The sequence below is a fragment of the Imperialibacter roseus genome (assembly GCF_032999765.1).
In the GTDB taxonomy this organism is placed as follows: domain Bacteria; phylum Bacteroidota; class Bacteroidia; order Cytophagales; family Cyclobacteriaceae; genus Imperialibacter; species Imperialibacter roseus.
In genome coordinates this window covers 5,952,344-5,965,476 of the sequence record NZ_CP136051.1, presented here as the reverse complement: position 1 = coordinate 5,965,476, position 13,133 = coordinate 5,952,344, and the positions used below count along the sequence as shown (strand labels likewise).

Sequence of the window (13,133 nt, the reverse complement as noted above, 5' to 3'; positions counted from 1 at the left end):
ATAGTAATTTTTCCAATAAAAGTAAGCTTTTTCGAAGCTAATAAAAAAAATTATTGAATTAATCAAAGGCTCGCTGATTGAACAGCAAGTAGCCCAAATGAAACAAGACTCCCCATTTTTGTTCTTCGTCATCATAGTAGTTAGCGGCGAAAGCAATAGGACCTATTGGGCTTTGAAAGACTACTCCGGCTGATGCAGCAAAAAATATCTTCTTCGTGTTCTGCTGGTATACGGGCATTTCATCTGGTGATTTCTCAAGCAGCTGCAATGGGGCAAAAAAATGACCCTCCATTCTGAAATGAAGGTTGTCACGAACAAAAAACATCTGTTTCAAACCGCCGGCGGCAAACTTATTGGATCTGAAGTTTTCCAAAATGAGTGTGCGGCTGTCCTGAAATGGATAATATCCACCACCAGCAATTTGTGTTCCCCGGTAGCTGCTCAGGAGAGGAAATGTTGAGAAATGACCAACTATCTGGTAGCCAATACCATACCAGTTAAGCAATCTGTTGTATTTTTCGTAGGAAACCTTCGCTGTCAGCCAGGAGTGGCTGGCCTCTCTGTAAGCAAGCTCGGAAGTGCTTCCCGGAAAATATTTTTCTGACCCATGGTATCCGCCAACAGAGGCCTCGAAGGCCTCGCCTTTGGTTGGATACTGATAGAAGTTGAGATTGCTTTGACTCACCTTTATTTTCGCCGCAAATCCTTTTAACCGTAGTTCGTCGAGTACATCGCTGGTATTTACTTCAGGTATAGCGGCAAAATTATCTCGGGTATAGAACAGGCCAGGGCTGAATGTCAGTTTGTGGTGAGTGCCCAGGGGTGTGCTGACGTTGAATGTGAAATTTCTGTCTACCTGATTGACTATAGTGGGAGCCTTGTCTTTCAACAGTATTTCAGTAGAATTGATGAAGTCCCACTTGTTGAAAACATATTTAGGCTCCAGGTAGAAGGGGATATACGTTGGAAAGTAGAGCCTGGCACTGGCTTTGGCCGATTGGTAAAACCTGCCTGCATTGACCGCACCGTCGAAGTGAGTGAAGACCTGGCCAAGCCGCTTGTATTGTGCGCCAACCAGCAGGTTAGAGGTACTTCGGCTGGTCATTGTTCCCCCCAAAACCATTTTCACCTTCCTGTAAGGTGATCCTGTCAGCTTTAGTTTGTAGTTCTCACTTGTTTCGCTCTTTGTGATTTGAGGGTACATACTTCTGAAGTAATCTTCAGAAACGATTTTGTAATAGCCTGATTTTATCTTTTCCAGCTCAACGATTTTGTTCTTTTTCTCCAGTAGGTTATCGAGGTACTTTGTTTGCCTGGAATTAAATCCCTCTACATCCACTTCACTAAAGTCGAGTGGAACAAAATCTGATTGGAATAGACTTCTGGCAGCGGTGACTTCCTCCTCCCCAACTCGACGTCCTATTTTCGATTTGATAAACTCCATTTGCCTCATTGCTGCCACATAGCCGCTATCGGTGATGCTTTTGGCTCTGGCAAAATCGGTGGAACTGAGCCCCTCCAGATTGGGCTCGATGTAGATGTTACCTTCAAGCCTGGTTGGGTCAGACTTATCAAGCATAAGAAAGAGCAATTGCTCATTTACAAGGTGGTCTGCTTCTTTGGTCGGGTACTCTTTGTACACTTTTGAGGCTACGTTGACGCCAATGATGATGTCAGGCTTAAACTCCTCAATGGCAATGTCCACGGGAAAGTTGTTATAAATGCCTCCATCGAAAAGGTACTTTCCATCAAACTTTATAGGGCGGAAAAAGAAGGGGACAGTCATTGAAGCCCTGAGTGCATCCGACAAGTTTCCATCTTTCAGCAGTACTGCCTGCTGAGTGAATACCTCGGCCGCAGTGGCCCTGAACGGCACGAAAAGGCTGTCAAAATTGTAAACTGACTTTCGGGATGCCTGTGCCAGGTGTTCGGCGAGGGCGAAGTTAAGCGCATGATCCTCAGCTATATTGGCGTTAAAAGAAGCAGTGAAGGAAGAGTCAAGTGACAATTCGACTGACATCCATCGGGAGTCAGGGTCTTTCTGGGTGTAGTAGTAATTATAGTCATCCCTAATCACTCCCTTTACCCAATCTTGAATGTCCTGAGAAAGAGCTATTTCCATGATTTGGTCTGCACTGTATCCGGCGGCATAGAACCCACCAACAATACTGCCCATGGAAGTGCCCACTATGTAGTCGATTGGGATGTTGTTCTCCTCGAGAGCTTTGATTACCCCAGCATGTGCCAGCCCCTTGGCTCCGCCACCGCTTAATACAAGCGCCACTTTTTGGGAAAAGCTGCAACAGTAAATAAATGACATTGAAAGGAGCAAAGTCAGCCGCTTCCTCATATTTGTCTGTTTTGAAAAAATTTTGCGAGAATATACTTCCTAAACTGTTGCCAACAAATTAAAGTATTCCCGGAGAGTGCGTCAATCTACAGAAGCATTAAGAACCGGCTTTTCGGTTAGGAAAGTGATGGTGTCTATAGCCGAAAGGATTTTGTCCCTTTCTTTGAAATAGGCCTCTTTGTGTGCGTCAGCAATCGGCTGAGAAGGTGGAATTTCTACTGAGAAAGGGTCTACCTGAACGCCATTGCGCCAGAACCGGAAGCAGACATGAGGCCCCGTAGCCAGACCGGTGCTTCCTACGTAACCAATAACCTCCCCCTGCTTAACAGCCTTGCCAGGCCGCATGCCGCTGGCTATTTTGCTCATGTGCAGGTACTGGGTTGTATAAGTAGCGTTGTGCCGTATTTTCACATAGTTCCCGTTTCCTGAATTGTAGGTGGCCTCAGTAACGACACCGTCTCCAACGGTATAAATCGGTGTGCCTTTTTGTGCTACGTAGTCTGTTCCAAGGTGAGACCTGTACCTTTTCAGCACGGGATGAAAGCGCCTACCAGAATATCGGGAGCTTATCCGACTAAAATTAACCGGGGCTTTAAGAAAAGCTTTTCGGAGACTATTTCCCTCCTCATCGAAGTAATCCAGCCCGTCTCCCTGATTGTAGTAAACCGAGTAAAAATCACGGCCAGCGTGATAGAAATAAGCTCCCACTACCCTTGGGATGTTTACCACCTCTCCGTCGATTACCTCTTCTTCAAATATGACTTTGAAGTAATCGTTGGCATCGATATGAAAAAAATCGATTTGCCAGGCGTACATATCAACCAGCTTCGAAACCAGCATGGGGGAAACATTGGCGTTGATGAGCGTTTCATAAAGTGAAGACTCGATTTTAGCGGCAATAGCCCGAACCTGAAGCACTTTTTCCTTTTGCACTCGTTCTGTATAAACGGAGTCGGACATGTGGAAGACCACAAATTCAGTTTTGTCCGGCTCGTAAGCCATGGCTACTACGCTAGCCGCTGAGTCTTTTGTGGTGAAAACGGTGTAGTTTTTTCTGTAGCCAATTTTTCTTACATCGAAGACTTTTCTTGAGCTAGTGGCCACCTCATAAATTTTGGCGGGATCAATATTATAGGTCTTGAGAATATCTGACAGTGTTTGATTTCTTTTAACAATGTCTTCATGAACGTTAAAAGAATCCAAATTAAAACCGTAAAGTCTTTCGGGTTCGTAGACGGTGGTAACTGTGTCTACTGTCACCAATTCGGTTTCGCCGGTATACTCGGGTTGGTAGGTAGCTTGCTGGTGTTTATATGCGAGGAAAAATAAACAAGAGATAATTACTAAGATGGTTCCTGCCAGAACGTATTTCTTCATCAAGTCGAATCAGGGATTTATGGTCGAAAAAAAGGGTTTGTTCTTCTTCATAGAAGAACTCGCCTCATCCAGAAACGTTACAAAGTTAGCAATATTGAGGTCATAGGCCTTCGGATCGGTCAAAAGGTTCTCATTTGGATCCAAAATCACGTAAAAAGGTTGCGCATTGTTGTTAAACCTGGTGATTTGTAGGTCAGCATTTTGCTTCCCGATAGTTTTTTTGACTTTCCCATCATATTCCGACTCATACCACTGTGATTCGGGCAGCTCGGTCTTTTCGTCTACGTAAAGCGCCACTAATACAAAGTCATTTCTAAGCCTTTCGAGCACCTTGGGATCCGACCACACCCTTGCCTCCATTTCCCTGCAGTTCACGCAGCCATGTCCGGTAAAATCAATAAAAAGCGGCTTCTGTTGTTCACGTGCGCAGGCAATGGCCTGGTCATAGTCGAAATAGCCAGTGAGACCATGAGGGAAGTGAAGCATGTCGGCGTATTTTGGCGGTTCGCAGATGCTGTTGGATGCTGTGCCTGAATTGGAAGAAGCTCCCTGCTGACGAACAATGCCAGGTAAGTCAAAATCCATCGTGGATTGCGGAGGTAAATATCCGGCAAGGGCTTTCAGGGGGGCACCGAACATCCCTGGGATCATATACACTACGAATGTAAAAGTGATTACTGCGAGAATTAGCCTTGGCACCGGCAGTTTCTCCATTTTGCTGTCGCCAGGCAGCTGTATTTTGCCTAGCAGATAAAAACCCAATAAGGTAAACACCACAATCCAGATAGCCAGGTAGATTTCTCTGTCGAGGATATTCCAGTGATAGGCCTGGTCGGCAATGCTCAAAAATTTGAATGCCAAAGCGAGTTCCAGAAAACCCAGCACCACTTTAACGGAATTGAGCCACCCGCCGGACTTTGGCAATGTGCTCAGCCAGTTCGGGAAAAAGGCAAACAACGTAAATGGCACTGCAAAAGCCATTGAAAACGCCGCCATACCCAAAATCGGTTTCAAGATCATTCCTCCGGCAGACTCGACAAGGATACTTCCGACTATGGGGCCGGTGCAGGAGAAAGAAACCAACACCAGCGTAAAGGCCATGAAAAACACGCCAATCATACCGCCCTTGTCGGCGTTTCGATCCATGGCATTGACCCACTTATGCGGCAGGGTGATTTCAAAAAGCCCGAGAAAGGACAGGGCAAAAACAATGAAGACCAAAAAGAAAATGACATTGGGCACCCAGCCGGTGGCCAGGTCATTAGCAATTTCCGGCCCCATAAACGGCGCAACCAGCGATCCAATAAGGGTATAAATAAGCACGATACTGAAGCCATAAAACAAGGCCATTCCCTTACCACTTTTCTTATCACCTTTTCCAGTGAAAAAGGTGACGGTCATGGGAATCATTGGAAACACACAGGGCGTAAGCAGCGCCGCCAGTCCGGCTAAAAAGGCAACTACCATAAAACCCCAGAGCGAATAGGCATCTGTGGAATCTCTTTTGTTCAGGACAGCCGTTTCGGTATCATTTGATCCTTTTTTTACTTCAACAGCGCTTTTCTTAGAATCACCAGAGAAGGTGGCGTATGTGAAGTCTTCATCTAAGTTGATGCACTTGCCATCTACATCGGTGCAAACCTGATAGAAAAAGCTGCCTGAAAGGTTAACCGGCAGGCTATTGACGAGAATGGTCTGACGAAATTCAGCATGCTCTCTAAAATAGGTGTATTCCCCTTCCCACAGGTCGTCGTATTTTCTTTTTGCGCCAATAGGTCTTATGCTATCAATTGCTTCGTAAGAAGGATCGCCCACGAAGTCAAACTCTGCCACAATAGGGCCCAGATCAGGGTCAAAATCTGACGAATACAGATACCAGGTGTTATCTATTTTAGCTTTGAAAACGAGGCTAAGGGTATCGCCTACTTTGGGGTCTTTTTTACTTAATTCGTAAGTCCATGATATTGGTCTTTGCACCTGCCCATGGGAAACAAAAATGGTAAAAACTCCAAACAGACCTAGTAGTATTTTTTTCATCAGTTTCTTCTTTTTCTGGAAAGAGAAAGGGCCAAATTTGACTCCTTAACGTATTCCCTTCGCAGAGAGTTTGTATGCTTGTTTTTATTTCGCTTTGCTCAAAGTGGCAAAGTGTTTATAAAATAGCGTGATGGTTTCAATTCCTTTGATGTAGTTAAATATGCCATAACTCTCATTGGGAGAATGGATGGCGTCTTCATCAAGCCCGAAACCCATTAGCAAAGAGTCGAGGCCTAATACTTTTTGAAACAGTGCCACGATCGGGATGCTCCCCCCTTCCCTGGTGGGTATCGGGGCTTTTCCCCAGGCTTCTTCCACCGCCAATGCCGCAGCCTGGTAGGCCGTGGATTTGGTAGATACCATCGCAGGTTCGCCGCCATGATGGGGCGTTACTTTGACCTTAACTGTTTTAGGGGCCACGCTCAGAAAATAGTCGGTAAACATTTTTGTGATTTCATCAGAGTTCTGATTTGGCACCAGTCTCATGCTTATTTTGGCGTAGGCTTTGGAGGGGAGCACCGTTTTGGCACCCTCACCAATGTATCCACCCCAAATGCCGTTGACGTCGAAGGTCGGCCGAATCCCTGTCCTTTCTATCGTGGAAAAGCCTTTTTCTCCAAATACATCGGCTATGTCGAGGTCTTTTTTATATTTCTCCAGAGAAAAGGGCTGCTTCGCCATTGCCTCCCGGTCTGCATTTGACAGTTCGACGACTTTGTCGTAAAACCCAGGAATAGTGATGTGACCATTTTCATCCTTCATTTTATGAATCATCTCACAGAGCACATTGATGGGGTTTTCTACAGCGCCACCGTACATGCCGGAATGAAGGTCTCTGTTGGGCCCTGTCACTTCTACCTCCACGTAGGTGAGCCCACGCAAGCCCACCGTGATCGAGGGATGTTCGTTGCTGATGATGCCTGTGTCAGAAATCATGATCATGTCGGCCTTCAGCTTCTCTTTGTTGGCTTCAGTGAAAATGCCCAGATTGTTGGAGCCCACCTCTTCCTCACCTTCGATCATGAACTTTACATTGCAGGTGAGTGAGTTGGTCTGCATCATTGTTTCAAAGGCCTTAATGTGCATGTACATTTGGCCTTTGTCGTCGGCAGATCCCCTGGCATAGATTTTCTCGTTTCTGATAGTAGGTTCAAACGGAGGTGTTTCCCAAAGCTCGTACGGATCGGCAGGCTGCACATCGTAGTGCCCGTATACAAGAACAGTTGGAAGTGCGGGGTCAATTATTTTTTCTCCATAAACAATGGGATGACCAGCGGTACGGCAGATTTCAGCTTTATCGACACCGGCTTCAACTAGTTTTGCTTTTATAAACTCCGCCGCTTTTTTTACATCATCCCTGAACTTCTTGTCGGCACTCACCGATGGAATTCTCAACAGCTCAAAAAGCTCATCTAAAAACCGTTGTTGGTTTTGCTCGATGTACGGAATCTTGGTTTTTACACTCATGAAATTTTAATTTATCAGGCTAATGTTTTCCTGGATGCTATCCTGTATTTCTTCGGAAAGAAGCACCCGTGGTTTCATCGGGTAAAAGTAAGGAATATTACCAAGACGCTGCAAAGGCAAATCTGCTATGTATCAATGGCATTTGTCAATGGTGGCGTGGAAAAGACGTTGCAACCAGATCGAACTTTAGGAATAGGCTTGCTTATCTTGACAGTTGTAGGTACTAGAAGCCGTCCTTGTCTTTTTCTATCGTATCGAAGCTGTCCTTCCCAAAGGCAGGGTCAGTAGCGAACTGTAACTTGAACGGCTTGTCAATGTTGTAATAGTTTTTGCGAAAGTTGTTGATGAAAGTCATCGTTTCAGCCTCTTCTCCAAGCCCAAGAGCAAAAGCACCAAGCCCAGCTTTTTCTAATGTGGATGAACCTCTTATGGCCTCATTAAACGGCTGGTTGGAAGAGAGAATCAGGAGCCTGTTTTGGTCGAACCTGAAGTGATACCACGTGGCCTCTGAAAACATGATGAAAATATTTACAATGTCTCCGAGGGGATCTCTCTTGATTTCAACAAAGCCGTCAGCTACTGCGTTTATGTCATTTCTGAAAATGTTTGAAATGCCAATCTTGCCATCGTTGTACCAGGCCTTGTGAGTAGCATTCCACTGCAAGTTTACCTCCGAGAGAGACAGCGCTTTTTGAAGCTCTGGTGAAATAGACACCAATGGCACGTAATTTTTCAAAGAGTTGTTTTCATAGCTCTTGGCAATTTGATCACTGGTGAGATTGGCGAGGAGATAAACCAAGTCACCCTGTATGCTATTGGCTTGTGGAGCCCCGAGGCGCTCAATAATGTCAACCAGATCCTTTGTCATTATGTCGGTTGCGGCAGGGCTAATTTTGAAATCGGCCGTTAAAAAAGCCGTCATTTTAAAGTAAGAGGAGTCGAGTCGGCCAATACCTTTTGCAGATGCCTTTAATGTAAAATCCGGGCTGTTCTTTATAAAGGTTACGGGGCCTTCAAAGATCACGCTGTTGGTGCTTTCGGAGTAAATGAACGTGCTACCAGCGTAGGAATTCCCGTCTGACTTGGCTTTGTCCTCTATTTTGTAGAAATCGCCTTCGAGATTATAAGAAAGGATGCCATGAGGCGTGAAAAGGTCAAAGTCCGCCGGGTCGTTTTTGTCGTTAATGTAGGTCAGGTATATAATGTCATCAAATGAATCGTAGTGTAGACCGGCGACTAGCTTTTGGCCCGCTTCAGCCGTCGAGGCATCAAAGTTAACAAGCACTTCAGGATTTTCAGTTTTGTTAGTATAGCTGATCCACTGAGAGTCCCTTTCTTTTTTCCAGTCGAGCTTCACCCCGCCAATCAGCTCAAGCGCCCTCCTGTCTGCATACATTTTAGCCCGACCTTTGTACAGGAACCCTGGCGACATCACAAAATCCTGGTCTTCCAGCACTTCGCCTTCCGACACCGTCATCGTCTTGAACCTGTTCTTGGCTATGGGCACATTCTGAAGCTCAAATTGATTGAACTTGATCGTAAAAGTGTCCTGCGCCGCATTGACGAGCTGATACAGAGCGCTGCCAGTGAATTTATTTCTGTCGACAATGGTGATGAGTCCGTTGGTCAGGGTATGGTAACGATTGGCAGTGTCAATCCTGACAATAGCATTTTTAAGCTCCTGCAGTGTTGAGTTCTCAAGGATCGTAATCTCTTCGTTTTCCGGCGTGATTTCCGCATCCGCCACTGTGATGTACGGAATGCCTTGCAGGTTCAACTCGTAGCGGTTGATGTCGTAAATACCCGCTGTTGCGTTAAACGCCAGCGAATCCAGATCTGGTCGGGTTGAGTAGAAGTAGGAGTCTTCGATGGCAACATTAGCCGGCTTGCTCATCGTAATCTTTTGGTCGTTTAGGTTCCAAATAGCGTTGGTAATTGACGTTTTCATTTGTGCATAAGGGAAGCCAATAGCCGCCACACCAGCCTTTTCAGGGTGAACGTCTGCCACATTTGCTGCAAGGTCAAAATTCAACGCAATGTCCTCGCCAGCCATGGCTGGTTTCTCAGGGTTGTCAGTCAAAATTTCAAACGCTCCGTGGCGGGCGCTGAATTTTGTTTCCGAAAAACTAAACTGCTTCGACTTTACCCTCGATCCTCGTGTCTCCAGCGTACCAAGCCCAAAGGCCCCTTTGGCAGTAATGTTCGCAGCCCCCTGAAGCTTGGCCGTGCCATTGTACAGCTCAATGGGGTCACCGATGTTTTTGAGAAACATGCTGTCTTTTTTGGGCAGCCATTTCATTCTCAGGGCTCCCATTATACCTTGTGGGAAGGAGGCCGACCCTAAGTTGCCCGGTCTGATTTCGCCATTTTGAGCGATGGCTGAAGTAGAATCTAAGTAGAAAATAAAGTCGTTGGAGTATACGGTGGTCGTTAAGTAGTCAATCTTTCCATTTGACCTCAAGCCCTGGTAGCTCAGGCTTAGGTTGTTGTAGAGTGTTCCGGTGCCCCCATACAGCTTGTAACCGCTCTCAGGTATTTTATGCTCAAAGCCCAGCGACTTATCAGGTTGAATAACAAGCTTCTCCTCAAACGGCTCCAATATGTCTCCTGCATAGAAGGTGCCCTCAAAACTTATACTTGCTCCATCACTTCTGTTGGAGCTGTCTATTTCGAATGGCGGTATCACAAACCTGACTGTCTTGTTATAAGCCCCTTTAAGAATCTCCTTAGAGTCGAAGAAAACAACGGCTTCGGAATCGGAAGTAAAGTAAGGATACTGGAGGTTTTGCTTTTTTCCTGACTTGTTATCGGGGCTTTCTACAAAGAGGGTTCCGGAGGTGAGTTCGAGATGGTTGTGCAAGGCTGTCTTTTCTTCACCGCCTTCAACCTTGAGTGAGTCAGGCACCGGAATCTGAATCCTGATAGAGTCAATAGTCGGCATGGCGAAGAGGTTGTCGGCATACTGAAACTGAAAGTCCTTTCCTTTGTAAACGAAATCTCCGGCATTCACCATTCCATTAAATAACAAATCTCTACCCTCGAGAATTTTTACCACGCCACTGTCTGGCTCCATGTAAACCTTCAGGTCAGTAGTGATATACACCCTGTCTACACCTCTAACCGTGAGCTCTTTGGTGCCAAAGTTGAGGGTGCCGTTCGGATACCGCTCAGTAAGAGAAGGCACGATTAGATTATCGTAGTCTTTCTTATTCTGATTAGATAGAATATAGTGAAAAGATTTGTCCTTCACCTTTATGAAGCCTGTTTCAGGCTGGAAATTGATGAAGCCATTTTGGTAAAGGAAATTCATTGCTGCCAGCGCCTGGTTGTAGTCGAGCTTATAGGCAGTTGTCATGTCGCGGAGGTAAAACTCACTTGCTCCTGAATTCCTTGCATACCGAACCACAGCCATGATGGGGTGATAACCAAACAAACCCGGGTACATTGAGAACCGCTTTTCACTAAAATAGTCTTGAGACTCGAAAACCGCAGGAATACGGTTTCGGGCATTCATAATAGAGATATCGAGGCTGTCGGTCTTCAAATCCCAACTGATTTTATCAGCACTGAAGTCCATCAGGAAAAACGATGACGAATAGGGTGTGCCTTTGAATTTATTCTGGTCTCTGTATAAGGTGAGCAGGTTTTTGCCCTCGTCAAAAACCAGTTTATTCTGAGGGTGGAAGATCGAATCACCGTTGTGGTAAATGGTGACCATTGCCCTGTCCGACGTTATCAGGGAGTCCTCGAAGGCGTACTTGACGCCCCTTGCTGTGAAAGAACGACCGAAGTCGTCTCTGATATTGAGCACGGACTGTCGCTTAAGGGCGGACGTGCCGTAAAATTTGTTTCCTATGATGGAAAATCCTCCAGTATACGTAGCATTTGGTGCTTTAAGCTTTAAAGTGATGTCGTTATAGTAGGAGGTAAATTGGGGAAAATACAGCTCCTCTTTGTCTGTCCTCTGATAGCTCTTGAAGTCGAAAATTCCCTCTGCTTCTCCATCAAACCAGGCAGGGAAGCTGAGGCTGACCTTCTCCGCACTTATTCTTGGTTTCGTGATTTCAAAGCTGTAATCAGTAAAGGTAACTGAGGCGGCTTCCGCACCATTTGCTTCGCCGGGCCAGTTAAATTTACCCCCGGTGCCCACAAACACTTTGTCGTGGATGACAACCGAGCCCGACGTGTTTTGGATGCCGACGGAGTCATAGGGTGTTACTAACCTGAAATTCACATTGTTGAGTTTTATCACAGGCCCACTCACTTCGGGAAGTAGTGCTTGACTAACTACCTCTGCCACAAAAGCATCAGCAACCGGCTCAGGCTCGGCTACCGGGTCGTTGCCCCATCCTGAGTCATTGCCCCATCCGCTATTAGAGGGTGTGCCCCAACCATCGTTGCTGCTGTCGGACGTTCCCCAGCCGCTATCTGCCGGGATTTCCTCTTCGATCGGGGGCTCCTCAGCAGGCAATACATAGGCCGGCTCTGCCTCGTCCAATTCAAAGCCATAAGTGCCTCCCTCGGCATATAGTTTGAAGTATTTGGTGTAGTACAAAGCCCTTCGGGCAAAAAATTGATTGAGCATGAGCAAAAACTCGCTGTACTCCTTGTTGCGATAGGTGTCGACTACCTGATTGTTGATCTTGAGAAGATTTGTGAGCTCGGTGGAGCTGATATTTTCCTTTTGAATGGCGTAGGCTATGTAGGCACCGAAGAACTCGAAATATGGGTAGGTGCGCATTCTCCGATCCCGCATTTTGACGGCGATATCAATAATAATTTTCTTCTGGTCGGCATTGATCTGACCCGAATTCCACACGGTGACAAAGTCAGCGGCGATCTTGGCCGCACCTTCATTGTCAATCTGTCTTATACCGTTTGATAAATCTTGCCCGAATGTGTTAGGGTCAGTGGAAAAGGTAAACTGTTGAGCCCATAGATGTGAGGACAGCAATAGCAATATTGCTAAGAATCTCATTTTTAGAGATAACCGTTCCCTTAAAAACACCTGCATAACTTCAAAGGTAACGAAAAATGAGGGCCTGTTACTATCTATTCAACCGCCTTTTTTTCGAAAGCAGCAGCCACCCACTTCTCTCGCACCCTATGGGTGGTCTTGCTGAGGCCAAGTGACGAGGCTTTTTCCTCAATTACTGGTAGGTCAGTTTCGTAGAAGCCGCTTAGGTACAGCTTGCTGCCTTCCGGAAGCACAGCGGCATAGTCTGACATTTCTTCCAGCAACACATTTCGATTGATATTGGCGATGGCCAGGTCGTAAGAAGGGTTCTTTTTTACTTCCTTTACAGTGCCTAGCTGGATTTTGATATTACTGCAATCGTTAATAGCGATGTTTTCCATGCCGTTTTCTATACACCATTCGTCGATGTCGCTGGCGTCGATGTGCGCAGCACCGAGTTTGGCCGCTAAAATGGCCAATATGCCGGTGCCAGTACCAAAATCAAACACCGACTTTCCCTTTAGGTCGCTATCAAGAAGCAACTCCATCATGAGATAGGTGGTGGAATGGTGCCCTGTGCCGAACGACATTTTTGGGTTGATAACGATTTCCAACGGAAAAGATGGGTCGGGTTTATGAAAAGAAGCCCTGACCCTGCAGCGACTTGGGATTTCGATGGGGTGGTAGTTTGTTTCCCAGCTTTGGTTCCAATTTTCCTTTGGAATCTTTACAGTTTCGTAGCTGGCGATGCCAAGGAAAGAATACTTCTGAATAATTTCTTTGACATCAGCCTCTTTGAAGCTCCCTTCCAAAATATAGGCATTAAACCCCTCGTCAGTTTCCTCAAAGGTGTCAAAGCCAATTTCTCCCAGCTCGGCTATGAGGATATCTGCAAGATCCCTGGAGGTCTTAATTTGCAATTCGATAAAGTCCATAGTTGACCTG

General features: G+C 46.0%; 6 protein-coding genes. All 6 read right to left on the bottom strand.

All coding sequences use genetic code 11. The features are described from left to right. Positions 1 to 58 precede the first annotated feature (58 nt). Entirely contained in the window at positions 59 to 2,350 is a 2,292-nt protein-coding gene (locus RT717_RS25045) for a patatin-like phospholipase family protein (RefSeq protein WP_317489071.1), read from the bottom strand. Between the two features lie 81 nt (positions 2,351 to 2,431). Continuing rightward, positions 2,432 to 3,727, bottom strand: coding sequence for a peptidoglycan DD-metalloendopeptidase family protein (locus RT717_RS25040; protein ID WP_317489070.1), 1,296 nt, complete (start codon positions 3,725 to 3,727; stop codon positions 2,432 to 2,434). A gap of 9 nt (positions 3,728 to 3,736) precedes the next feature. Next, entirely contained in the window at positions 3,737 to 5,764 is a 2,028-nt protein-coding gene (locus RT717_RS25035; protein ID WP_317489069.1) for a protein-disulfide reductase DsbD family protein, read from the bottom strand. An 84-nt stretch (positions 5,765 to 5,848) separates the two neighbouring features. Next, positions 5,849 to 7,231 (bottom strand): dipeptidase, encoded by a 1,383-nt coding sequence (locus RT717_RS25030; protein ID WP_317489068.1) that lies wholly within the window; start codon positions 7,229 to 7,231, stop codon positions 5,849 to 5,851. 223 nt (positions 7,232 to 7,454) lie between these two features. Beyond that, positions 7,455 to 12,209, bottom strand: a complete 4,755-nt coding sequence (locus RT717_RS25025; protein ID WP_317489067.1) for a hypothetical protein — start codon at positions 12,207 to 12,209, stop codon at positions 7,455 to 7,457. 74 nt (positions 12,210 to 12,283) lie between these two features. Continuing rightward, on the bottom strand, positions 12,284 to 13,123 hold the full coding sequence (prmA, locus tag RT717_RS25020) for a 50S ribosomal protein L11 methyltransferase (protein WP_317489066.1): 840 nt from the start codon (positions 13,121 to 13,123) through the stop codon (positions 12,284 to 12,286). Between the last annotated feature and the right edge of the window lie 10 nt (positions 13,124 to 13,133).

Bases quoted from the DNA above. Each gene is read 5' to 3' on its own strand.
- RT717_RS25035 (WP_317489069.1), bottom strand. From the start codon at position 5,764: ATGAAAAAAATACTACTAGGTCTGTTTGGAGTTTTTACCATTTTTGTT.
- RT717_RS25030 (WP_317489068.1), bottom strand. From the start codon at position 7,231: ATGAGTGTAAAAACCAAGATTCCGTACATCGAGCAAAACCAACAACGG.
- RT717_RS25025 (WP_317489067.1), bottom strand. From the start codon at position 12,209: ATGAGATTCTTAGCAATATTGCTATTGCTGTCCTCACATCTATGGGCT.
- RT717_RS25040 (WP_317489070.1), bottom strand. From the start codon at position 3,727: ATGAAGAAATACGTTCTGGCAGGAACCATCTTAGTAATTATCTCTTGT.
- prmA (WP_317489066.1), bottom strand. From the start codon at position 13,123: ATGGACTTTATCGAATTGCAAATTAAGACCTCCAGGGATCTTGCAGAT.
- RT717_RS25045 (WP_317489071.1), bottom strand. From the start codon at position 2,350: ATGAGGAAGCGGCTGACTTTGCTCCTTTCAATGTCATTTATTTACTGT.